This window comes from Nitrosomonas sp. HPC101, assembly GCF_009833125.1.
Classification (GTDB): Bacteria; Pseudomonadota; Gammaproteobacteria; order Burkholderiales; family Nitrosomonadaceae; genus Nitrosomonas.
In genome coordinates this window covers 21,202-43,857 of record NZ_QRCC01000003.1, presented here as the reverse complement: position 1 = coordinate 43,857, position 22,656 = coordinate 21,202, and the positions used below count along the sequence as shown (strand labels likewise).

The following is a 22,656-nucleotide window of genomic DNA, read 5'->3' as shown; positions in this document are numbered from 1 at the left end:
TTAGAAAAATAGATATAAAAAGGTGGTATTATTTAAGGAACCTCTGAAAAACATGAGCATAACAACGTGAACTATTTTGCAGAGGCGCCTTGACAGCCTTCAGATTAGCATTTCAAAAAGTGTACCGGTCAGTGCGGTAAACCCCATGGCAAGCACACCCCAGAAAACCACGCGCGCAGCTCCTTTCAATATACTTGCTCTTCCAAGATAAGCCGCCAGTGTACCCAGGGCAGCGAGGGAAAAAAGGGAGGTGGCTGTTACGACAGGGATGATTTGTGATGCAGGCACGGTAATGGTCGCCAGAAGTGGCATGGATGCTCCAAGAGTAAACATGCCTGCCGAAGTGAGGGCTGCCTGGACAGGTTTTGCATGAATGCGTTCATGCAAACCCAATTCATCTCTGAGGTGAGCGCCCAAAGCATCATGCGCCATCAGCTGTTTAGCTACTTCCAGAGCCAGTCCGGGCTCAACACCTCTTCCAATGTAGATATCTGTCAGTTCCCGGGTTTCGTAATGGATATCCCGAACAAGATGGAACTGTTCAAGCGCGATATCTGCTTCTTCCGTATCCGCCTGCGAGCTTACAGAAACGTATTCTCCCGCGGCCATGGACATGGCGCCAGCGACAAGGCCGGCCACACCTGCCAGCAGGATATCTTCAACTCCTGAATGCGCAGACGCTACCCCAATAATCAAGCTGGCGATGGAAACGATACCATCATTAGCACCTAGTACTGCTGCCCGTAGCCAGCCAGTTCGATGCGAGTAGTGGGTGTTGTCATACGTCATGGATATCTGTCTTGATGATCTGGAAACTTATGTTTCCTTTAGAATATTTGCTAACCAGCGGGAAATGTCAACCAGCTCCTGGTCACATACAGTGTGCGCCATCGGATATTCGTACCAGGTAACAGAGTAATGGTAATTGCGCAGTAACTGTAGCGAAGATCGGGCTAATTCAGCGGGGACGACAGAATCATAATTACCATGAGCCATTAATATGGGCGTTGCCTGGTTGGCCGCATGTGCTTCTTGTCTGATCTTATCAGCAAGAGGAAGATATCCGGACAGGGCTAGAATGCCAGCCAGTTTGTCAGGATGGCGCAGTCCAATATGCAGCGCCATGGCAGCACCCTGTGAAAATCCGGCGAGGATGATGCGATTAGACGGAATACCTCTCTGGTTTTCGTGTTCGATCAATGCTACGATTGCGCGACGTGATCTGTGTAATCCGACTTTATCTTCCTGCATAATAAAATCAGTGTGTTGAATGTCATACCATGCTCTCATTGTATGGCCACCATGGATGGTAACAGACTGCAAAGGGGCATGAGGAAATAAAAAACGGATCGGGGTTGCTGGCAAATCAAGTGTTTGTACAATAGGGACGAAATCATTGCCATCTGCTCCCAATCCGTGCATCCACAGGATGGTATATAAGGGATTCGGTCCGGTTGCAATATCGATTGCGGAAAGCTGAAGCGGGTTATTAGACATAGGGCTACAGGAAGTTGACGTGATTGGCCGGTAGCAATAAATTTATCGGGTTCAATATTATCATTGATGAGGGTCGTATGAAACGCAGAGATTTTTTCAAGTTGGTTGGTACAGGTGCTACAGCAGCTGTGCTGGCTCCGTCTGTTTTAAAAGCTTCCGCGTTGCCGTTGAGCCAGGCAAAATGGCGTGGTTATCAATTGACGTATCAAATTACATTACCTGCTACAGGTAAAGTTGCAAAGCTATGGCTGCCACTGCCGGATGCAAGCGACACAGTTTACCAGTTTACTCAAGGAAATAACTGGAGTGGAAAAGCGACTGCTTCAGCTTTTTACATGCTGCCGGGCACTCAATCACCGGTATTTTTTGCCCTTTGGCAAAAAGGAGAGGAGCGTACAGTCAAGGTAAGCAGTATCGTCAAGACTGCCGATCGTACTGTTGATCTGCGTTCCTACCAGGCACCTGCCAAAGTTTCAATCCCCCAGAATATACAGCGCTATTTACAATCCACCAAGCATATTCCACTGGATGATGCCGTGAAAAAAATGGCGCGCTCTGTGACCAGCCAAGTCAATGCACATACTCCGTTGCAGCAGGCGCGTGCCATTTATGATTGGGTGATCGATAATGTTGCCTATGACAACAGTGTACGTGGCCAAGGCGGGGGGGATATTCGGAGCATGCTGTCCAGAGAAGAATTTAGTGGAAAATGTGCAGATATCCATTCACTTTTTGTCGGGCTTGCGCGTGCTTCCGGTATTCCGGCCAGGGTTCAGTACGGGATCCGTATCGGCGAATCCTCTCTCAATAGAAATCTGGGGAAATCCGGCGATATCAGTACTTCCCAGCATTGCCAGGCGGAATTCTATCTTTCCGGATTAGGTTGGGTGCCAGTCGACCCATCTGATGTAGCAAAAATCATGGCTCTGGAATCGCTGCCAAGTAATCATGATTCGATCAGTCAATTGAGAGAAAAGCTGTTTGGTTCCTGGGAGATGAACTGGCTGGCATTCAATGAAAGAGAGGATATTAACCTTGGTTCCACCAAAGTAAGCACTGCCATCAGCAGGTTGCCGTTCTTCGGCTACCCTTATGCTGAAATTGACGGGCGACTGCAGGATAGCCTGGAGCCGGAGTCCTTCTCCTATAAAATTACTTCAGCAGTATTGGTGGGTACCGGCGCTAAACTGTAATCTGGATATAGCCTGATCATCATCCTGTCTGGCAAGGTGGTGATTATCAGGTATTGGCAAGAAGCTATCGTGTTTGTTCCCGAGTAAATTCAGGCTGCTGCCGGCATCGTGAAAAGAAAGCAGCTGGCGGCAGCTGTTTGTATCTTTTGTATGCAGTACATGAATGACTTCTCTTAGTCATTTGAGAAGCGTCCTTCTGTTACCTCGCGGATGATGCCGGCACGGATCGTAAAATCACCAAAATGCTCGCCAGGCAGTCGCTCTGCTGCATAGCGACCGAGTACTTCGTCAAGCGTATCAAGAATTACAGTCTCGCCGATATTTTCACGGTAAAGGCGATTGAGACGCTGGCCATGAAAGCCACCACCCAGATAAAGGTTGTATTTGCCTGGTGCACGGCCGGTCAGGCCGATTTCCGCAATGAAGGGACGACTGCACCCGTTGGGGCATCCCGTCATTCTGAGGGTGATCGGTTCATTTTGCAGGTTGTGTCGGGCGAGGATCTTTTCAATTTTCGTAATTAAATGTGGCAGATAGCGTTCGCTGTCAGCCATGGCCAGGCCACAGGTTGGCAGAGCAACACATGCCATTGAGTTCAGACGCAGTACGCTGCGTTCGTTAAGGGCAATTAATCCCGTTTCCATCAATAATGCCTCGATCTCCGACTTGTCAGCCGCGGCAACATTGGCAATCATGAGATTCTGATTGGGAGTCAGGCGAAAATGTCCCTTGTGAGCATGTGCAATCTGTGCGATTTTATCAAGCGTATCGCGGTTTAGCCGGCCATTCTCGATGAACAGTGTAAAGTGATGGAATCCATCCTCCGATTTGACCCATCCATAGATATCAGCGTTGGATGTGAAGTTGTAGGGACGTACTGGCTCAAGCGATCCGGCACGATCTTCAATTGCCAGTTTAATCCAATCCAATCCCTTGTCATCAATCGTGTATTTAAAGCGCGCGCGCGACCGGTCGGCGCGGTTGCCATAATCGCGTTGGACGCCCATGACAGCTTCGGTAATGGCGGTAAGTCTGTCTGGAGTAATAAAACCAATAACTGATGCAGTGCGGGGATAGGTATGTGGAGCCTTGTCAGTACGTCCCATTCCGCCACCGATCGCGACGTTGAATCCCTCTATTTTTTCATCTTTACCAACGATTGCGATATAACCCAGGTCCTGGGCATAAATATCGATATCGTTATTGGGAGGAATGACAAAGCCAATCTTGAATTTACGGGGCATATAGGTTTGCCCGTAAAATGGTTCTTCCGGTTCGGACGAGGCAACCCGCTCTTCGCCATACCAGATTTCATGATAGGCCCTGGTTTTGGGAATGACGTGATCACTGACTGTTTTTGCCAGTACCGCAAGTTCTGCCTGCAGCGCTGGAAATTGAGGGCTGACAGTAGCCATCACTCCGCGAGAATCGTCTCCGCACGCAGCAACGGTATCAAGTAATACTTCGTGAAGACCGCGTATAACTGGAACGATATCGTGTTTGAGTACCCAGTGAAACTGAAAGGTCTGTCGGGTGGTCATGCGCAGTGTTTCATTGCCATGCTTACAGGCGAGTTCCGAAATCTTCAGCCAGCGCTCAGTTGTACAGGCACCTCCCGGCAAACGTACGCGGATCATGAACTGAAAAGCCGGTTCCAGTTTCTGACGACGACGTTCGTCACGGACACTACGATCGTCCTGTTGATAAATACCATGGAATTTCATCAGCTTGATATCATTGCCCGGCACGGCGGATGTAATGCGGTCGAGCAATCCAAGTGCAATTGTGCCACGCAATTGTTCGCTTTCAGCTTTGAGTGTCTCATCCGGGCTGAGTCGTTCAAGCGGTTGGGAAATATCGCAGTTGCGATCAGTGGGTGGGAGTATGTCTGCCATTTTCATTCTCAATAAACATCGCGCTGATAGCGCCCGTCGCGTTGCAGGTTGCGAAGATATTCTTCTGCCTCTTCGCGCTGAACGCTTGCTTGTTCTTCAATTACGGTAACCAGTGTGTCATGAACATCAGGTGCCAGGCGTAAGGCATCACCGCATATATAAATATGTGCATCTTCTTCCAGCCAGGCGTAGACGTCGTGTGCATGTTCGCGAATACGGTGCTGTACATAAATCTTCTCTGTGGTATCGCGCGAGAATGCAACATCCATCTTTGTCAGAATGCTGTTTTTTAACCAGTCCTGCCACTCGGTCTGATAAAGAAAGTCCATTCGGAAATTGCGTTCTCCGAAAAATAACCATGAGCGACCGCCTCCATTTGCTTCGCGTTCCTGCATGAATGCACGGTAAGGCGCTACGCCGGTACCGGCTCCGATCATGATAATAGGTTCACCGTTAGGTGGAAGGCGAAAATGCGGATTGCTCTGAATGTAGACTGGCAATATAGAATCAGCCTCTACACGATCAGCAAGGTGGCCGGATACAACGCCTGAACGGATATCGCCATGCAGCTTATAACGGACCGGTGCAACGGTAATATGCGCTTCGTCGGGGCAGATTGCCAGACTGGAAGCGATGGAGTAGAGGCGCGGCTGCAAAGGACGCAATCCGTCGATAAAGCGCTGGGGATCAAGACCTTTGAGAGGAAAAGCACGGATTATATCAATAATATGATGCTCATAAAGAAATGCTGTCCGCTCAGTATTATTCATTGCGGTAAAAATATCGCTTGTGCCGGTCAATTCTCCCCAGTGGTCGAGGAAGCGCAGCGTTGCCGTAGTGATTTCAAATGATTTGCCAAGGGCATCAAGGAGTGTTGTTGTCTGACCTTTTACAGTAAGGGGTGTGTCTGAATTCATGTCGAGCGCAGTCAGTAGTGCCTCAACCATTGCAGGGTCATTGTTGGCTACGATGCCCAATGCGTCGCCTGGCTCGTAGGTTAAGCCGGAATCGGCAAGCGAAACTTCAATATGATGTGTTTCCCGAGTAGAGCCTCGACCTGAAAGCACAATGTTGTCAATAACCGTTGCCGGGAAAGGATTTCGTTTGCCGTAAGCTGAATTGTCAGCTTGTTGGGTATTACCTGTTATTCCTGATGGTGATGCGGTTGATGATGTGACCGATGTTTTCTCGGCGACGAGCAGTGCCAGTATATCGGTGCCCCATGTGGCTGCAGGGTCTTCATAATCCACATCACAATCGACGCGCGGTTGCAGCCTTTTTGCGCCCAGTGCCTCGAAACGCTCATCAAGACGTTTGCCGGCACCGCAAAAATGTTCGTAACTCATATCGCCCAGTGCGAGTACAGCATAACGTAACTCGGATAGTGCTGGCGCTTTGCGGCCCTCTACAAATTCAAAAAATTCCATTCCGGACTGAGGAGGATCTCCTTCGCCATGAGTGGAGGTGATAATCAGCAGATCCTGCTCTTCCTTGAGCTTGCGAACTTTGTAATCAGCGATGTCAACGAGTGTCGGGTTGAGTCCTTGCTCAACAGCCTGAGCTGACAAACGGATTGCCAGTTCGGTGCTGTTACCGGTTTCACTGATGTGAAGAATCGTAAGCGAGCGTGCTGCAGTGGGTTCTGCTTGTGCTGCCGATGGAGGGATATGTAAATCCGGAGATCGGGCGATTGCGCCATTGTCACGTAACAGCGCGGACCCAATACCAGCAAAGTAGCCGCTGATCCAGTACGCATGTTCGGGTGTAAGCGAAGAGCTGAGTGCCTCGACTAGCTGCCACTGCTCCGCAGTCAGTGCGATTCCTGAGAATTGTGATGCCGTCATTTTATTTCGGATTCCGGAAACTTTTTACACGTAGAAGTAAGATATCTGACCAGCTGGCCAAAATATCCGTATATTTCATTGAGCACGGATGAATTAATACAGATCCGTTTATGCTTGTTTCAGTTTTGCTGTTGCATCGCGCTTAAAATAAAGTGTGCAAGGATAGCAATTATTTTTATAATGTAAAAGAATATTAAATTAGTTGTATATCTATTTTTGTTATATAAAGAGCATCAGGAAGATCAAGAGATTTAATTGATGATGTCAATCAAATCTAGAATTATAAGGATATGGGCTATCCTGGCTTCCAATTGGAAAATTTATTTTCAATGACGTGATGCTCACTTGCTATACTTTGTTGTTGCAGGTGCTGTAGGCTGTCAGGGGAGCGTGCGTTTCAGCGATAGTTATTGATGTTGCGTTGTATTTTCCAAAAACGCGGCGGAAAATTTCAAGGGACGCAGTCTATCAGAAAGCGGTTTGATCATCAATCGAGGCACGACGGGAGATTCATTGATTTTTGACTGTAGACAACTGTTGATTTTCAGTGTCTTTGAGCAGCCCGTTGACTGTTTCCATGTCGAGATGAGCAGCGAACATCTCGATAAAATCGTAAATATAATGACGAATGTAGCTGTTGCGACAGATGCCAATGCGGGTAGTGCTTGGCTCAAATAGATGCGCAGCATCAATCGCCCGTAGTTTTTTGTCGCGCGCTGGATCAAACGCCATCTTTGCCAAAATACCTACGCCCAAACCAATTTCCACGTAGGTTTTGATGACATCCGCATCAAGTGCCGTCAGCACCACATTGGGTTTCAGACCTTTGGATTCAAATGCCTGGTTGATTTTAGAGCGGCCGGTAAAGGCAAAATCATAGGTAACAATAGTGTATTGCGCAATGGATTCAAGTGTTAATTCTTTGAGCTGGAGTAATGGATGTCGAGGTGGAACAACGACGCAACGATTCCATTCATAGCAAGGTAGCATGACAAGTTCATCGAATAATTCGATGGCTTCAGTTGCTATAGCCAGATCGGCTTCACCAGTTGAAACCCAGGTGGATATTTCTATGGGACTTCCCTGTCGTAAGGACAGTCTGATTTTGGGATGGTGTTCGATGAAACGTTTGATTACAGGGGGGAGTACATACCGTGCTTGTGTGTGTGTGGTTGCAATAATAAATGTACCGCTTTCCTTGTCATTGAATTCATTCCCAATTTTCTTTAGATTGTCCGCGTCCTGCAGCATCCGCTGGGCGGTTTCCAGGATTGCAAGCCCCGGCTGGGTAATGCTGGTAATACGCTTGCCGTGACGTATAAAAATCTCGACCCCCAGCTCTTGTTCCAGCAACTGAATTTGTCGGCTGATTCCAGGTTGTGAAGTGTGCAGAGCATTTGCTGCCTTGGACAAATTCAGCTCTTGTTTTGCAATCTCTCTCAAATATCTCAACTGTTGAAGCTTCATTTATATAACAATATGCAATATATAATTAATTTAATATTCTTTTGTATTATAAATATTATTGTTATGCTTGCATATACATTTAAAGAGCAGCGTAAAAATGATGTGTTCACAGCGAGCTGGGATTGACGAGCTGATGGAGATGTTTTTATGGGTATGTGTTTGTCAGGTAAAATAATGTCTTATTGATATGGATGAACAAACGTTGCAGCAGAAGGTTGGACAGTTACACAATGTGCTGGACAGTATTCAGCAGGATTATTCTCCTGCAGTGTTTGCTAACAGCTTTGGTGCTGAAGATATGGTGCTGACCGACATAATCGCTCTTCATTATGCGAAAATCGGCATATTTACGCTGGATACCGGGCGTCTTCCAGAGGAAACCTATGATCTAATGCAAAAGGTGAAGGAGCGCTATGGTGTTTCCATTCATGCTTATTTTCCCGATGCATCATCTGTTGAGAATTATGTGATGCAATACGGTCCAAACGGGTTTTATGAGAGCGTCGATTTACGAAAGCGCTGTTGTTATATTCGTAAGGTTGAGCCTCTGAAGCGTGCACTGGCCGGTAAAAAAGCCTGGATTACGGGAATGCGGCGTGAACAATCGGCCACCCGGGATGAGCTGAAGTTATCAGCATTCGATAGCGCTCACGGAATACATAAATTTAGCCCCTTGTGTGACTGGACTGAGAAGGACGTATGGGACTATATAAAACAGCATGATGTTCCTTACAACGCATTGCATGACCGGTTTTACCCCAGCATTGGCTGTGCTCCATGTACCCGGGCAATTACCCCGGGCGAGGATATCCGCTCAGGGCGGTGGTGGTGGGAAAACCCAGATTCCAAGGAATGTGGCTTGCATACTCGAAAATAGAAATATAAGCTAATGTTTTTAAATCAAATAAAATGAATCAACGGTCATATTTTACACATCTGGATGCTTTGGAAAGCGAGGCTATCCATATCATGCGGGAAGTCGCGGCGGAATGTGCCAATCCGGTACTGTTATTTTCGGGCGGCAAGGATTCGGTTGTTCTGCTGAGGTTGGCCGAGAAAGCTTTTCGTCCGAGTCATTTTCCTTTTCCGTTAATGCATATTGATACCGGTCATAATTTCCCGGAGGTCATTGAGTTTCGAGATTATCGGGCCAAGCAGCTGGGAGAACGTCTGATCGTACGCAGTATGGAAGACTCCATTCAGCGCGGCAGAGTCATATTGCGATCTGAAAACCAAAGCCGTAATCCTTTTCAGGCAGTTACTTTGCTGGATGCAATTTCAGAATTTGGGTTCGATGCCTGTATTGGCGGCGCTCGCAGGGATGAGGAAAAAGCGCGGGCGAAGGAGCGTATTTTTTCATTTCGGGATGAATTTGGCCAGTGGGATCCAAAGAATCAGCGTCCGGAATTATGGAGTCTTTATAATGCTCGGACTCATCCCGGAGAGAATATCAGAGTTTTTCCCATCAGCAACTGGACAGAGCTGGATATATGGCAATATATTGGCCAGGAACAGCTTGAAATTCCATCTATTTATTATGCACATGAAAGAGAAGTCATTGCGCGGAATAACAGTTTGTTGCCGGTATCGTATCTGGTTCAACCGGAGGCAGGTGAGAGTGTACAAAGTATGATGGTACGGTTTCGTACGGTTGGTGATATGAGTTGTACCTGCCCGGTTGCTTCCCGAGCTAAAGATGTTGAAGAAATTATTGTCGAAACAGCGTTAACACGGATTACTGAACGTGGAGCAACCCGTATGGATGATCGGACTTCTGATGCATCAATGGAGTTGCGCAAGCGGGAAGGTTATTTCTAGGATAGCGCTGGAATAGCCCGGTTTTAATTTTTTATTTTCATAGGTTTCTCTAGGACATGTCTGTTGTTGAAAATGTTGAGCCTGATCATGCTGAACTACTGCGATTTATCACTGCCGGAAGTGTGGATGATGGTAAAAGTACCCTGATAGGTCGTTTGCTGCATGATTCAAAATCCATCTTCGAGGATCAGCTGTGTGCTGTTACAAAAACCTCCAACAAGCGGGGGATGGAAAGAATTGATCTTTCGCTTTTTACTGACGGATTGCAAGCAGAACGGGAGCAGGGAATCACTATTGATGTAGCGTATCGCTATTTCAATACACCCAGACGCAAATTTATTATTGCTGATACACCGGGTCATGAGCAATATACACGCAACATGGTAACGGGTGCTTCTACCGCTAGTCTTGCAATTGTTCTTATTGATGCGCGCAAAGGTGTTTTGACACAATCCAGACGGCACGCTTACCTGGCAAGCTTGGTGGGCATTCCTCATCTGGTTGTGGCAATCAATAAAATGGATCTGGTCGGCTATTCTCGAGAGATTTTCAAACAAATTTGTGCTGAATTTACTCTGTTCTTGCAAGGATTGGGTTTTCACTCCATTGAATATATACCCATGTCCGCACTGCTTGGGGATATGGTTGTGGAGCGCGGCGACAACCTTGACTGGTATTCGGGTAAGCCACTATTGGATTATCTGGAATCCATTGATATAGGACACGATATCAATGCGCTGGATTTTCGTTTTCCAGTACAGTGGGTATGTCGTCCGCAAACGGAAGAAATGCGCGATTTTCGTGGTTATACGGGTCGAATTGAATCTGGAACAATATGTGTGGGAGATACAGTAACAGTATTACCGTCCGGATTGACATCTCGCGTCAAAGAAATCCTTTTGTATAACGATCGTTTTGAAACTGCTTTTGCTCCGCAATCAGTTACGTTGACCATTGAAGATCATCTGGATATCTCGCGCGGAGATATGTTGATCAACAGTGGAGAGCCGCCTCGAATTACCAAAGAGTTTGATGCTATGCTCTGCTGGTTATCCGAACAAGCATTTGATCCCGGCCGTAAATATATTATCAAGCATACTACACGTACCGTTAAAGGATTAATTACCCGGATTGATTATCGGGTTGACATAAATACAATGCATCAGGAGCCGGTTAACATTCTGACTATGAATGATATTGCCAGAATCGGGATAAAGGTGCAGCAGCCATTAGTCATTGATGCGTATGCAAAAAACCGGGGAACCGGTTGCTTTATCCTGATTGACGAAGTCAGCAATAATACCGTTGCCGCCGGCATGATTTGTAGCCTGGAAAGTTGACTGGGTTTTCTGAACCATAAATTGTCTCGATCAGTAAAGACCTGTTATTCATCCATTCCTATTTCTGTATTAGAAAATCTCCAGGAATCTGACCAAAAATATGATTGATTCTCAATCAATGTACGATGATTTTTCAATGGCGTCTGATTCCAGGCTTGTTCTTGGGTTTGACATATCTTTTTCTGAGTTGTATGAACGAGCTGGCTTGATCAAGCTCGATCAGCTATTCCTGAATTTCCTCAGAGAGGGTAATTCCACATTACACGATCATTTGATTCAGGCACGTCAGAACCCGGAACTGCTGGTTCGGAAGGATGAATCCGCTTTATTGATTGAGGTTGCGCCCTGGCTGGAAGATTTCATTGCAACGTTATTTGGTATTAAAACTGAGGTCAGCGTGCTGGCTGCGCGTCATCATGAACTTGCTCCCCTTTATTTCTGTAAGCGCCAGTTTGTACAGCGACGCGCCAAAACCAAGGTAAGTGACGAAGTATTGCAAACGTTGAATGGATCAGTACTTGAGCAGAAGTTGATCGAAGAGTTCGGCCAACCTTTTTCAGAGCTGGTTTTTGCATCACATGTTGCGCGCTGGATGGAAGATGAAGTCAATCATGCAGCCCAGCTCGAACTTGCGCTGCACTATGCTGCCTGGGCGCTGCGCACGCCTGAAGGGCAGGCATATACCCGTCAGGGCATTTTGTTCAAATCTCCGCGCAAGCTGGATTTTCAGCATCTACTGTCACTGACAAGCGACGATAGTAACGGGTATACGGTTCATAGTCTCGATCATGTCCGCTATCGAGCAGGTTTTTCACTGACAGACCAGGGAACCGATTTGACAGGTGCTTTGGATGAAGCCAATTACTGTATCTGGTGCCATGAGCAGGGTAAAGATTCTTGCTCGAAAGGATTTCCGCAGAAATCAAAAGAAGCGCTCGAAGTAAAAGCTTTCAAGAAAAATGATCTGGGTGTGTTACTTGCCGGTTGTCCACTGGAAGAGCGGATATCGGAGTTTCACAAGCTCAAAACACAGGGTGTGGCGATTGGCAGTCTGGCCATGATCGTGCTGGATAATCCAATGTGTGCAGGAACCGGGCATCGTATCTGTAATGACTGTATGAAGTCGTGTATTTATCAGAAACAAGATCCCGTCAATATTCCTCAGGCGGAAACACGGACACTCAAAGATGTGCTCGAATTACCTTGGGGATTTGAGATTTATAGTCTTTTGACACGCTGGAATCCTCTCGATTTGCTCAGGCCCTATCCTAAGGCAGCAACCGGTAAAAAAGTGCTGGTAGTTGGAATGGGGCCAGCGGGCTATACATTGTCACATCACCTGATGAATGACGGGCATACCGTTGTTGGCGTGGATGGATTGAAAATAGAGCCTTTATCTGCCAGCCTGTCCGGAATTAATATAAAAGGTGAGCGTAGTATCTTTGCTCCTGTTTTTGATGTCGAGCAGTTAAGTGAAGATCTGGAGGAGCGGTTGCCTGCAGGGTTTGGGGGAGTAGCGGAATATGGCATTACAGTACGCTGGAACAAGAATTTTCTTAAACTGATCCGTTTATTGCTGGAACGGCGTTCAGAGTTTGCGCTGTTTGGCGGCGTTCGTTTTGGTGGCGCTCTGACTGTTGAGGATGCATGGCATCTCGGATTTGACCATATTGCACTGGCGGCGGGTGCAGGACGCCCGACCATTCTGGAAATTCCTAACGGACTGGCACGGGGTGTACGTGCAGCATCCGATTTTCTGATGGCACTTCAGCTGACGGGAGCCGCCCAAAGTGATTCTATCGCCAATATGCAGTTACGATTGCCGGTAGTGGTGATTGGTGGTGGATTGACGGCAATCGACGCCGCAACAGAAGCATTGGCTTATTATCCGGTTCAAGTGGAAAAATTCCTGCGGCGTTATGAAATACTGGCTGCGGTACAGGGTGAGGCTGCGATACAAGCGAATTGGGACAGTGAAGAACGTGAGATCGCTGAAGAATTCATGAGTCATGCGCGTGCTATTCGCAGTGAAAAAGCACGGGCTGCGCAGGCAGGGTGTGAACCCCGTGTTGTAGCATTGCTGCAATCATGGGGAGGTGCCATGATTGCTTATCGGAAACGTTTGATTGACAGCCCCTCTTATACCCTCAACCATGAAGAAGTAGAAAAAGCGCTGGAGGAGGGGATATATTTTGCAGAAGGACTGACGCCGTTGAGAATCGATGTCGATCAGTGGGAGCATGTTCAGTCCATCCGTTTTGCAGTTCAGGTAATCAATGAAGAAGGCAGCTGGTATAAAGTTAAAGAAGTGACTCAACCTGCCCGGACGATTCTGGTCGCCGCAGGAACTCAGCCCAATACCGTTCTGGCACGTGAAGACGAACATAATTTCAAACTGAATGGGCGTTATTTTGCTTCCTGTGATGAAAATGGTCAGTCTATTGAGGCAACCCGAGGCAATCCTAAGCCGGAAACGCCTGCGGTGTTGCTGGGTCACTCCAATGATGGGCGTTTCATCAGTTTTTTTGGTGATTTGCATCCGTCTTATTCCGGCAATGTAGTCAAGGCGATGGCCAGTGCCAAACAGGGATATCCGTCAGTCAGTCGCGTGCTTGCCCAGAAGAAGTCCGTATCAGTGCAATCAACTTCCCGGTTCTTCGCTGAGATTGGTGAGCAGTTGCGCGCTACTGTACATAAGGTGGAAAGACTGACGTCAAATATCATTGAGATCGTCGTTCATGCACCGTTAGCAGCGCGTCATTTCCACCCGGGGCAGTTTTACCGCTTCCAAAATTATGCTTCGCTTGCAAAAATCTCTGAGCAGACACGTCTGGCAATGGAGGGTATTGCTCTTACCGGTGCTTCCGTGGATGTTTCCAACGGACTGGTATCGTTGATCGCACTGGAAATGGGGGGGTCAGCGAATTTATGTACATTACTTCAACCAGGTGAGCCGGTCGTACTGATGGGGCCCACTGGCACTCCGACAGAAATCGAGTCTCATGAAACAGTTGTACTGGTGGGAGGTGGTCTGGGTAATGCGGTACTATTCTCGATCGGTGCTGCTGCACGCGCTGCCGGTTGTAAGGTGTTGTATTTTGCCGGCTACAAGAAACTGGCCGACCGTTATAAAGTGGCCGAAATAGAAGCAGCTGCGGATATCATCGTCTGGTGCAGTGATGAAGCGCCCGGATTTCAACCCTCACGCCCAGGTGATCTGAGTTATGTCGGAAATATCGTACAGGCGATGGTTGCTTATGCCAGTGGTGAACTTGGCAGTGCGCCGATTTCAATGCAGGGTGCTGACCGCATTATTGCAATCGGTTCAGACCGTATGATGGCAGCTGTGGCCACTGCACGGCATCAACAGCTTGCACCCTATCTTAAAGCAGAGCATTTTGCAGTGGGCTCGATTAATTCACCGATGCAGTGCATGATGAAGGAAATTTGCGCGCAATGTCTGCAGCCGCAAAAAGATCCTGTCACAGGAGAAATTTCCTATGTTTTCTCCTGTTTCAATCAGGATCAACCGCTGGATCTGGTTGATTTCAGTGGATTGGCTTCACGTTTGCGCCAGAATAGTGTTCAGGAAAAGCTGACAAGTCGCTGGATCGGTCATTGTTTGCAACAGAGTGGTAGCCATATTTCCTGACAAAGCCGAAAATGCCGTCGGGATTCAATCTGCTTTAAATTGATTTATAATCTGGCACCAATTGGATCCAAGTTGCAACTTATTAATTAATGATTCATTAAAATAACAGGGGAGAATATCCATGCACATAGGCATACCTGCCGAAACGCGTGCAGGAGAAACGCGCGTGGCGGCTACGCCAGAAACCGTCAAAAAGCTGACTGCCAAGGGTCTGCATACCGTTTTGGTACAGGCGGGCGCCGGTGCTGGTGCCAGTATTACTGATTCAGCTTATCAGGAAGCTGGTGCTACTATCGTCTCCGCTGCTTCGCAGCTGTATGAACAATCCCAGATCGTACTAAAGGTACGGGGGCCTGAAGCAAATGAGCTGGCATTGATGAAAAAAGATGCAGTGCTGATAGGCCTGCTGACTCCGCATCATACAGAGGAGATCGAATCGGTAGCCAGACATGGATTGACCGCATTCGCAATGGAAAAGCTGCCACGAATATCGCGTGCGCAGAGCATGGATGTGCTGTCTTCTCAGGCAAATATTGGTGGATACAAGGCGGTTATTCTGGCTGCTAATATATACCAGCGGTTTTTCCCCATGTTGATGACGGCAGCTGGTACAGTTAAGGCTGCGCGCGTGTTGATTCTGGGAGCGGGTGTGGCGGGGTTGCAAGCGATTGCAACTGCCAAGCGTCTGGGGGCGGTAATCGAAGCATTTGATGTAAGGCCTGCAGTGAAGGAACAGGTTGAGAGTTTGGGTGCGAAATTTGTGGAAGTTCCCCTGACAGATGAGGAAAAGGCCAAAGCTGAAACTGCCGGTGGATATGCAACTGAAATGTCGGAAGATTATAAACGCCGACAAGGTGAGCTGATTCAGGAACGTGCTGCTGCTGCAGATATCATTATCACAACTGCTCTGATTCCAGGGCGTCCGGCTCCCGTTTTGATTAATGAGGAAACGGTCAAAGCAATGAAGCCCGGCTCGGTAATTGTTGATATGGCGGTTGAATCAGGTGGAAACTGTCCATTATCGGAATTGGGTAAGACTGTGGTCAAGCACGGCGTGCATTTGGTGGGTGTTGCCAATCTTCCTGGACTGGTGGCGGCCGATGCCAGTGCATTATATGCACGCAATCTGTTGAATTTTCTGAATCTGATGCTGGATGCGCAGACCGGTGAGCTTAAGATAGATCGCGAAGATGAGATTATCAAAGGAAGTCTGATCTGTACGGCTGGAGAAATTATAGGTAAATCATAAGTAAGCCAGCTCTATTGTTTACACTAAAATTTATGAATCTCTATGGGGAAAGCACATGATTGGAGAAGTTGATCCAACGATCATTAATCTGACAATATTCGTCCTGGCAGTTTTTGTTGGCTATCACGTGGTGTGGAATGTAACTCCCGCGCTTCATACTCCGCTGATGTCGGTAACCAATGCTATTTCCAGTATCATCCTGGTTGGTGCGATGCTGGCAGCAGGTTCCGCCGAAGCGGACTGGGGTGCATGGTTGGGGGCTGCAGCCGTGGTTCTGGCATCCATCAATGTGTTTGGTGGATTTCTCGTTACCCAGCGCATGCTGGAAATGTTTAAGAAAAAAGATAAAAAGGGACAAGCCTAAATGTCTGTTAACTTCATTGCGCTGGCCTATTTGGTAGCGGCTGTATTTTTTATTCTTTCACTCAAGGGGTTAAGTTCGCCGACTACTGCACGTCGTGGCAATCTGCTTGGTATGTTAGGGATGGGCATTGCTGTAAGCACAACTCTGACCATTACAGGAAACTGGGTGTTGATTCTGAGCTGTATTGCTGTAGGTGCGGTCATTGGTTCAATTATTGCATTTCGTATTCAGATGACAGCGATGCCTGAACTGATTGCATTCATGCACTCACTGGTGGGGCTTGCTGCAGTATTTATTGCAATTGCAGCGGTTAACAATCCAGTTTCGTTTGATCTGCCAGAAATATTACCTGCAGGCAATAAACTGGAGCTTTTTATAGGAACCTTTATTGGAGCGATGACATGGTCTGGCTCGGTTATCGCTTTTCTTAAGTTGTCTGGACGCATGAGTGGTAGGCCAATTGTATTCAGTGGCCAGCACATGCTCAACCTGTTAATGGCTGTTGTCATGATCGGTTTCGGTTTGTGGTTTTTCTTCAGTGAAACAACAAACTGGACGGCGTTTTCTACGATGACTGCGATTGCCTTCCTATTGGGATTCCTCATTATTATTCCAATTGGCGGTGCAGATATGCCAGTTGTGATTTCCATGCTGAACTCATACTCTGGGTGGGCTGCGGCAGGAATTGGTTTTTCACTTGGTAACCCGATGTTGATTATCGCCGGATCTCTGGTAGGCAGCTCCGGTGCGATTCTTTCCTATATTATGTGCAAGGCCATGAATCGGCCGTTTCTTTCTGTAATTCTTGGTGGTTTCGGCAGTGATGGGGGGAGTCAGGGCGTCAACGATGATGGAGTACAAAAAACCTATCGTAGCGGTAGTGCGGATGATGCCGCGTTCTTATTGGGGAACGCGGACAGCGTTATCATCATTCCAGGATATGGATTGGCTGTGGCGCGTGCACAGCATGCTGTCAAGGAGTTAGCATTAGCGCTGCATAAAAAGGGAATTAATATTCGTTTTGCCATTCATCCTGTAGCAGGCCGTATGCCCGGTCATATGAATGTATTGTTAGCGGAGGCTGAGATTCCCTATGAGATGGTGCAGGAAATGGAAGAGATTAACAGTGATTTTCCGAATACTGATGTTGTGCTGGTATTAGGTGCAAATGACGTGGTGAATCCGGCAGCGAATATTCCAGGCAGTCCTATTTACGGGATGCCGATCCTGGAAGCCTATAAAGCGCGTACTGTAATGGTTGTCAAACGGAGTATGGCTGCTGGTTATGCTGGCTTGGATAACGATCTTTTTTATATGGATAAGACCATGATGGTATTCGGTGATGCGAAGAAAGTCGTGGAAGATATGGTTAAAGCGCTTTAGTAGAACATTATTCTTCTTCTAATTGTCCGGATAGCTGTTTTCCAGACCTGCTTCTGGAAGCCAGCCATTCTCGGGCTGTTTTCTGTGCAGATGCAAGTTGTGCCCTACTGAGTGAACGCAGAGCTTTATCGCGTGCTAATGCTGCCTGTTCTACACCGGCAGCCGCCGCCAGATTGAACCAGACATAACTTTTTTCATTGTCTATTTCCACGCCTTGGCCAATTTGATAAAGTAGACCTAATTCATATTGCGCAAGAGGATGGTTTTGTTCTGCGGCCAGAATAAACCATTTTGAAGCTTCAGAGAAATCCTGAAGTGTTCCTTTACCAGTCAGATACAGTAAACCCAGTTGATATTGAGCGTCAGCATTGCCTTTTCTCGCTTTTTCAAGAAAAAGGTTCATTGTATAAAGTCGATTGTCGTCGGCTCCTGGCATAAAGTAGCTTTCTTCACTTCTGATCGATTCAGGATTAATCTTTTCTCCGCGTGTAACTGTTTCTGATCGTGTTGAGCTTTTTGATGCAGTCGCGGATGGAGATTGATGGTTGTGGTTGCCTTGCGATGATTTTGTAGAAACTGTTTGTGATTGGTCTTGCAGGTTGTTCCTTATGGGTTCATTAGTGGAAAATCCGATCCAGATCAGTGTTCCCAGCAGAAGTACACCACCGACGCTTATTGTGGCTACAAAATAAGCATCACTATTTTTCCGCCAGAAACGTGCTTTGCAGTCGCGGCAGCGGTAGGGGGAAAGTAGCAAATTTAAGGGAGTGCGTTCGCCGGGCCTGAAGTGAGACCTATATGTTCGGCTACTCCCGCACTGAGTACAGTTAATAGTCATATACCAAGTTAGAAATACAGATATTAATAAATAAAGCAGCAAGTGCCCTTTTATTTTATCAGTACATTTCTAATTTTTTAGAGGTAATAAGAGATATGTAGACGAACACATACAGCAGCTGCTACGACTAAACCTGATCATAAGTCAGATTCAGTCGTATTTCATGTTGGTGTGCAGCTCACTCAGAAGAGGTACTGCTTCAGATTCTTGGTTTTTATATTTTTGAGCACGGTCCAAATAGCAATTTGTCACTAAATCTGGCTTTGCAACCAGTTCTGGAGGCCGATATTTTGAATCATATCTTGCTGTGTTTCCAGCCAATCAATATGCTCTTCTGTATCTTCCAGAATTTCCTCGAAAATTTCACGTGAAACAAAATCCTGCGCTGCTTCACAAGCGGCTATTGCACCAATGAGAGTTTCCCGGCCGACACGTTCCAGCTCAAGATCGCAAGTTACGCATTCTTGTGCATTTTCACCGATCAGTAACTTTCCAAGTTCTTGTAGATTAGGCAAACCCTCAAGAAAAAGAATACGTTCAATTAATTGATCCGCATGCTTCATTTCTTCAATGGATTCATGGTATTCATGCTCACCAAGTTTGTTAAACCCCCAGTTTTTGTACATGCGGGCATGAAGAAAATATTGATTGATAGCAGTTAACTCGAGCTGCAGCTGGCGATTTAGCCAGCGAATTATATCGGCGTTACCTTTCATGATTTCTCTCTCCAGATGATCGATATACAGGCTTCAGTAAGTTAGAAATACTTCAGGAGGAATTTGCAGTCGTTTGTTGAAAAAGCTCCTGATCCAATATCTTGTCCAATGTTGTCTTGGCATGGCAAGCACAAATACCACATTGCCCGGTAACGCCCAAGCATTGTCTTAGGTCACGCATTCTTACGGCACCCTGTTTGATGGCCTTATGAATGTCGCGTTCAGTCACTCCCTTACATACGCAAATATACATGAAAGATAACTTTTGTCGAATAATTTTCAGAAAACACGGGCATACCCGATGAATTGATAGTTACGAATTTCAATCAATAATGAGAATAATTCTTAAAATTATATTCATCTTTATAAGATTTGCAACTGTTAATTTCATATGGTTGTGTAAATGTTGGTATTTTGTAACGAGAGCGGTAAAGTTGTGTTGTTTGCGGTGTGTGTACAGAAAATAACGTGACAACGTGGTTTCTTCATAATTTTATTATTAGTGAGCCACTTTTGCTCAGTGTGGCTTCAGTGATACTTTTATATTTGTTTATGGTTTTATATGAATTTACATGTATGTATTCCCGCTTTGTTTTGGCCGGGTAATTCACACGCAGAGGTTTGCCGCCACCTGGAATTGCCAGCGTTGGAAACAATCCTTGCCAAGAGTCTTTGTGCTAAAGAGCCGGGATACGCCGCAGAGTCCTGGTTATGCGAGGTTTTTAATGTGCACAAACAGTGTGATTGGCCGGTTGCCCCCATAATGCTGCAGTTGGATGGCAGGCATATTGAATTCGGAGATGGTTACTGGTTGCGGGTTGATCCAGTTCATTTTCGGATTGAAAACAACCATATACTTTTGGGTGACAATCACATTCTGAATATTTCTTTAAAGGAGGCAATTTCATTTACCGATAGTATTAATAAGTTAATTTCAGATGATGGTTTAACCTTGCTGCCTCTTTATCCTGATCGTTGGTATCTGCAATGCAGCAAGGCTCTGGAACTACAGACGTTTCTTCTGAGTGAAGTCGTTGGTAAGAACATAAATAATCTTTTGCCCTGTGGGAATGACAGTTCAATCTGGAATAGCAGAGTAAATGAAATACAAATGCTTTTGCATGAACATCCATTAAATCAGGCAAGAGAGGCTCGGGGAGATCTGGTGGTCAATAGTGTATGGGCATGGGGTGGAGGCATCACGCCACAGCAAGTGCATACATCCTATAGCAGAATCTGGAGCAATCACATTCTTGCCCGTGCTCTGGCAGAAATGGGGAAAGTTGTATGTCATGATTTGCCGGAAGATGTGGATGAGCTACTACAATACCCTGATGATTCAGGTGAGTGGTTGGTCTTTCTGGATAATCTCCGGAAATATGCCGGTTACAAAGATGTGTTCAACTGGCGAAATGAATTGATAAAAATGGAACAAAGCTGGTTTTCTCCATTACTTCTGGCATTAAAGAGAAAACAAATAACGCAGTTAAAGCTTACTGTCATCAGCGAGCATTCAAGCAGGAGTTTTACTCTGACATCCGGTAGTCTCTGGAAATTCTGGACTACAGTCCGTCCGCTTGGATCATATAGTTAGTTGTGGCCGGTATCAGAGAACATCTGAAAAACGTTAGCAAAGCAGTCAGTTCCAGGCAAAAATCGGTGAACAAGTAGGGTTTATTGTAATAAATGAACATTTCGAGACAATTTCTAACGCAAAAATAGCAACGCGGTTAGCTTTGTAGAAGTTCCAAGGTTCTTTAGCCAGATTTCCTGGTTTATCGCTTATTTATGTATGCCCACTCAAAAATCAATACAATCAAACCTTTTCTGTCGGCAACTGTAGCAATGGTTGTAGCTGGCTTGCTGATTGTGTTGGATCACGTCATGCCTTCTATTGAGTCGCATATTATAGTGGGGTTGTGGGTGATTCTGGTAACATCAATACTCATCACGATTATTCAGGTTGTGCATACGGAAAAAGCTTTTTCAATGCAATTTGCACAGATGGCTGCTCAAAAAGAGCGTCTTGCTAACGAAATAAAACACCGACTCTGGGCTGAAAAAACATCTTCAGAAAATAAAGCCAGGTTGCAAATTGTAGATGAGCATTTTCCGGTTATGCTGGCCTACTTTAACACGGAGCAAAGATGTTGTTATCATAACCAGGCTTTTCGTCAGTGCTTCGGATTAAGGCCTGAGCAAATAGAAAATCGGTTCCTGTATGAATTTCTTCATGAATCATTTCATATCCATACCAGGCATGAAATCGAGCGCGTATTATCTGGTGAAATAGTACAGAATCAACATGCCCAACAGCTTTCAAATCAATCAGCTTGTTTGGTTACAGCCCATTTAATACCGCACTTCAATTCAGGTGGAAAAGTAGTCGGATTCTATACCCTGTATACACCTCGATTCATGGAGAAAAATGAATTATTTCTGGAGAATCTTAAAGAAAAATCCGCGCTTGTAAGTGGACAATCATACACAAGAGAACGTACTCTGAATTCAGGTATAGATGCGGAACATCAGTCGATGCAAGCATCTATAGATTTATCCAACCGGATTGTGTTGGCTATTGAGCGGGAAGAATTTCGTCTTTTTTGCCAGAAAATATTGCCCGTTAAATCTGATAGAAATGCCACAATTTATTATGAAATCCTCATTCGTATGGAGGAGGAAGAATCTAATCTTATCCCACCGGGAGCATTTCTTTCGCTTGTAGAAAACCATAATCTAATGCCACGTCTGGATGAATGGGTGATAAAAAAAATTATCCAGTATTTTTCAAAAAAGAAAATCGGTGCTGAGATCTCATTTTGTGTAAATTTGTCCGGCAGTACGCTTAAAGATCCGGTGTTTGTTGATTATATTCAGAATTTTCTGAAAGACGCCAAGATTCAGCCTGAAAAATTCTGTTTTGAAATAGAAACATATGATGTTATAGCTAACTTGCAAAATACGGTGTCGTTTGTACAGAAAATACAGCAATTGGGATGCTTGGTTTCGTTATGCAGTTTCAATCATGATCGTACCTCATTCGATTTGCTGAGGCATATTAAGGCTGATTTCCTGAAGATAGATGGCAGCATAATCTGCAATATGCTACGGGACGCAGAGGATCTGAGAAAAATTGAAAATATCAACAAGTTTGCACATGCTCTGAAGATCAGAACAATAGGAGAGTTGGTTGAGACACAAGCCGTTCTGGAAAAACTTACGGAAATCGGGATTGATTATATTCAGGGGTTTGCTGTCGGACGACCGCACCCGATTGAAAATATAAGCTGTTCCACTGTTGATTCGCAGTGAATTGTAAAGCAGTTAACTTTGCTTAAGGTACTCGAATAATTCAGTTTGAATCTCCCCGGGTTTGAATTGATCCGAGAGGATTCAGGAT

General features: G+C 46.0%; 18 protein-coding genes. 10 read left to right on the top strand and 8 right to left on the bottom strand.

Annotated features, from left to right (window positions below):
- Nucleotides 1–99: 99 nt before the first annotated feature.
- Both ABO04_RS03105 and ABO04_RS03100 read right to left on the bottom strand, forming a co-directional pair.
- Complete coding sequence (locus ABO04_RS03105; protein WP_160809216.1) at nt 100–789, bottom strand: VIT family protein; 690 nt, start codon at nt 787–789, stop codon at nt 100–102.
- A 27-nt stretch (nt 790–816) separates the two neighbouring features.
- Entirely contained in the window at nt 817–1,497 is a 681-nt protein-coding gene (locus ABO04_RS03100) for an alpha/beta hydrolase (protein ID WP_160809214.1), read from the bottom strand.
- Between the two features lie 77 nt (nt 1,498–1,574).
- Between ABO04_RS03100 and ABO04_RS03095 the strand changes: the two genes are divergently transcribed.
- Nucleotides 1,575–2,690: a transglutaminase domain-containing protein gene (locus ABO04_RS03095; protein ID WP_160809212.1), complete on the top strand. Its 1,116-nt coding sequence runs from the start codon at nt 1,575–1,577 to the stop codon at nt 2,688–2,690.
- Between the two features lie 173 nt (nt 2,691–2,863).
- On the opposite strand, the gene ABO04_RS03090 is transcribed toward ABO04_RS03095, so the two are convergent.
- The 3 genes from ABO04_RS03090 to cysB form a co-directional block, all read right to left on the bottom strand.
- Nucleotides 2,864–4,585: an NADPH-dependent assimilatory sulfite reductase hemoprotein subunit gene (locus tag ABO04_RS03090; protein ID WP_193565779.1), complete on the bottom strand. Its 1,722-nt coding sequence runs from the start codon at nt 4,583–4,585 to the stop codon at nt 2,864–2,866.
- An 8-nt stretch (nt 4,586–4,593) separates the two neighbouring features.
- Nucleotides 4,594–6,429: an assimilatory sulfite reductase (NADPH) flavoprotein subunit gene (locus ABO04_RS03085; protein WP_160809208.1), complete on the bottom strand. Its 1,836-nt coding sequence runs from the start codon at nt 6,427–6,429 to the stop codon at nt 4,594–4,596.
- A gap of 510 nt (nt 6,430–6,939) precedes the next feature.
- On the bottom strand, nt 6,940–7,896 hold the full coding sequence (cysB, locus tag ABO04_RS03080) for an HTH-type transcriptional regulator CysB (RefSeq protein WP_160809206.1): 957 nt from the start codon (nt 7,894–7,896) through the stop codon (nt 6,940–6,942).
- Nucleotides 7,897–8,083: 187 nt separating this feature from the next.
- Between cysB and ABO04_RS03075 the strand changes: the two genes are divergently transcribed.
- The 7 genes from ABO04_RS03075 (at nt 8,084) to ABO04_RS03045 (ending at nt 17,702) form a co-directional block, all read left to right on the top strand.
- On the top strand, nt 8,084–8,773 hold the full coding sequence (locus ABO04_RS03075; protein ID WP_160809204.1) for a phosphoadenylyl-sulfate reductase: 690 nt from the start codon (nt 8,084–8,086) through the stop codon (nt 8,771–8,773).
- 32 nt (nt 8,774–8,805) lie between these two features.
- A complete protein-coding gene (gene cysD / locus ABO04_RS03070; protein WP_160809202.1) occupies nt 8,806–9,714 on the top strand; it encodes a sulfate adenylyltransferase subunit CysD in 909 nt (302 codons plus the stop codon).
- A gap of 56 nt (nt 9,715–9,770) precedes the next feature.
- Complete coding sequence (gene cysN, locus ABO04_RS03065; protein WP_160809200.1) at nt 9,771–11,054, top strand: sulfate adenylyltransferase subunit CysN; 1,284 nt, start codon at nt 9,771–9,773, stop codon at nt 11,052–11,054.
- A gap of 100 nt (nt 11,055–11,154) precedes the next feature.
- Entirely contained in the window at nt 11,155–14,706 is a 3,552-nt protein-coding gene (locus ABO04_RS03060) for an FAD-dependent oxidoreductase (RefSeq protein ID WP_160809198.1), read from the top strand.
- A 121-nt stretch (nt 14,707–14,827) separates the two neighbouring features.
- Nucleotides 14,828–15,955 (top strand): Re/Si-specific NAD(P)(+) transhydrogenase subunit alpha, encoded by a 1,128-nt coding sequence (locus tag ABO04_RS03055; RefSeq protein WP_160809196.1) that lies wholly within the window; start codon nt 14,828–14,830, stop codon nt 15,953–15,955.
- 55 nt (nt 15,956–16,010) lie between these two features.
- Entirely contained in the window at nt 16,011–16,319 is a 309-nt protein-coding gene (locus ABO04_RS03050; RefSeq protein ID WP_160809194.1) for an NAD(P) transhydrogenase subunit alpha, read from the top strand.
- The gene (locus ABO04_RS03045; protein WP_160809192.1) at nt 16,320–17,702 is read left to right on the top strand and encodes an NAD(P)(+) transhydrogenase (Re/Si-specific) subunit beta; all 1,383 of its coding nucleotides are present in this window, start codon (nt 16,320–16,322) and stop codon (nt 17,700–17,702) included.
- A 7-nt stretch (nt 17,703–17,709) separates the two neighbouring features.
- On the opposite strand, the gene ABO04_RS03040 is transcribed toward ABO04_RS03045, so the two are convergent.
- The 3 genes from ABO04_RS03040 to ABO04_RS03030 all read right to left on the bottom strand — a co-directional run bounded on the left by ABO04_RS03040 (nt 17,710) and on the right by ABO04_RS03030 (nt 19,509).
- Nucleotides 17,710–18,459 carry a tetratricopeptide repeat protein gene (locus ABO04_RS03040; RefSeq protein WP_240141395.1) on the bottom strand — a complete coding sequence of 250 codons (750 nt, stop codon included), beginning with the start codon at nt 18,457–18,459 and terminating at the stop codon, nt 17,710–17,712.
- A 332-nt stretch (nt 18,460–18,791) separates the two neighbouring features.
- Nucleotides 18,792–19,256: a bacterioferritin gene (gene bfr / locus ABO04_RS03035; RefSeq protein WP_160809188.1), complete on the bottom strand. Its 465-nt coding sequence runs from the start codon at nt 19,254–19,256 to the stop codon at nt 18,792–18,794.
- Nucleotides 19,257–19,308: 52 nt separating this feature from the next.
- Nucleotides 19,309–19,509, bottom strand: coding sequence for a (2Fe-2S)-binding protein (locus tag ABO04_RS03030; RefSeq protein ID WP_160809187.1), 201 nt, complete (start codon nt 19,507–19,509; stop codon nt 19,309–19,311).
- 309 nt (nt 19,510–19,818) lie between these two features.
- On the opposite strand from ABO04_RS03030, the gene ABO04_RS03025 reads away from it, so the two are divergent.
- Together ABO04_RS03025 and ABO04_RS03020 are read left to right on the top strand one after the other, a co-directional pair.
- Complete coding sequence (locus tag ABO04_RS03025; RefSeq protein WP_160809186.1) at nt 19,819–20,850, top strand: hypothetical protein; 1,032 nt, start codon at nt 19,819–19,821, stop codon at nt 20,848–20,850.
- Nucleotides 20,851–21,044: 194 nt separating this feature from the next.
- Complete coding sequence (locus ABO04_RS03020; RefSeq protein WP_160809184.1) at nt 21,045–22,568, top strand: EAL domain-containing protein; 1,524 nt, start codon at nt 21,045–21,047, stop codon at nt 22,566–22,568.
- Nucleotides 22,569–22,656: the final 88 nt, after the last annotated feature.

What these genes read in the sequence shown, in the direction of transcription:
- ABO04_RS03105 (WP_160809216.1), bottom strand. Translation starts at nt 789, where the DNA reads ATGACGTATGACAACACCCACTACTCGCATCGAACTGGCTGGCTACGG.
- ABO04_RS03100 (WP_160809214.1), bottom strand. Translation starts at nt 1,497, where the DNA reads ATGTCTAATAACCCGCTTCAGCTTTCCGCAATCGATATTGCAACCGGA.
- ABO04_RS03095 (WP_160809212.1), top strand. Translation starts at nt 1,575, where the DNA reads ATGAAACGCAGAGATTTTTTCAAGTTGGTTGGTACAGGTGCTACAGCA.
- ABO04_RS03090 (WP_193565779.1), bottom strand. Translation starts at nt 4,585, where the DNA reads ATGGCAGACATACTCCCACCCACTGATCGCAACTGCGATATTTCCCAA.
- ABO04_RS03085 (WP_160809208.1), bottom strand. Translation starts at nt 6,429, where the DNA reads ATGACGGCATCACAATTCTCAGGAATCGCACTGACTGCGGAGCAGTGG.
- cysB (WP_160809206.1), bottom strand. Translation starts at nt 7,896, where the DNA reads ATGAAGCTTCAACAGTTGAGATATTTGAGAGAGATTGCAAAACAAGAG.
- ABO04_RS03075 (WP_160809204.1), top strand. Translation starts at nt 8,084, where the DNA reads ATGGATGAACAAACGTTGCAGCAGAAGGTTGGACAGTTACACAATGTG.
- cysD (WP_160809202.1), top strand. Translation starts at nt 8,806, where the DNA reads ATGAATCAACGGTCATATTTTACACATCTGGATGCTTTGGAAAGCGAG.
- cysN (WP_160809200.1), top strand. Translation starts at nt 9,771, where the DNA reads ATGTCTGTTGTTGAAAATGTTGAGCCTGATCATGCTGAACTACTGCGA.
- ABO04_RS03060 (WP_160809198.1), top strand. Translation starts at nt 11,155, where the DNA reads ATGATTGATTCTCAATCAATGTACGATGATTTTTCAATGGCGTCTGAT.
- ABO04_RS03055 (WP_160809196.1), top strand. Translation starts at nt 14,828, where the DNA reads ATGCACATAGGCATACCTGCCGAAACGCGTGCAGGAGAAACGCGCGTG.
- ABO04_RS03050 (WP_160809194.1), top strand. Translation starts at nt 16,011, where the DNA reads ATGATTGGAGAAGTTGATCCAACGATCATTAATCTGACAATATTCGTC.
- ABO04_RS03045 (WP_160809192.1), top strand. Translation starts at nt 16,320, where the DNA reads ATGTCTGTTAACTTCATTGCGCTGGCCTATTTGGTAGCGGCTGTATTT.
- bfr (WP_160809188.1), bottom strand. Translation starts at nt 19,256, where the DNA reads ATGAAAGGTAACGCCGATATAATTCGCTGGCTAAATCGCCAGCTGCAG.
- ABO04_RS03030 (WP_160809187.1), bottom strand. Translation starts at nt 19,509, where the DNA reads ATGTATATTTGCGTATGTAAGGGAGTGACTGAACGCGACATTCATAAG.
- ABO04_RS03025 (WP_160809186.1), top strand. Translation starts at nt 19,819, where the DNA reads ATGAATTTACATGTATGTATTCCCGCTTTGTTTTGGCCGGGTAATTCA.
- ABO04_RS03020 (WP_160809184.1), top strand. Translation starts at nt 21,045, where the DNA reads ATGTATGCCCACTCAAAAATCAATACAATCAAACCTTTTCTGTCGGCA.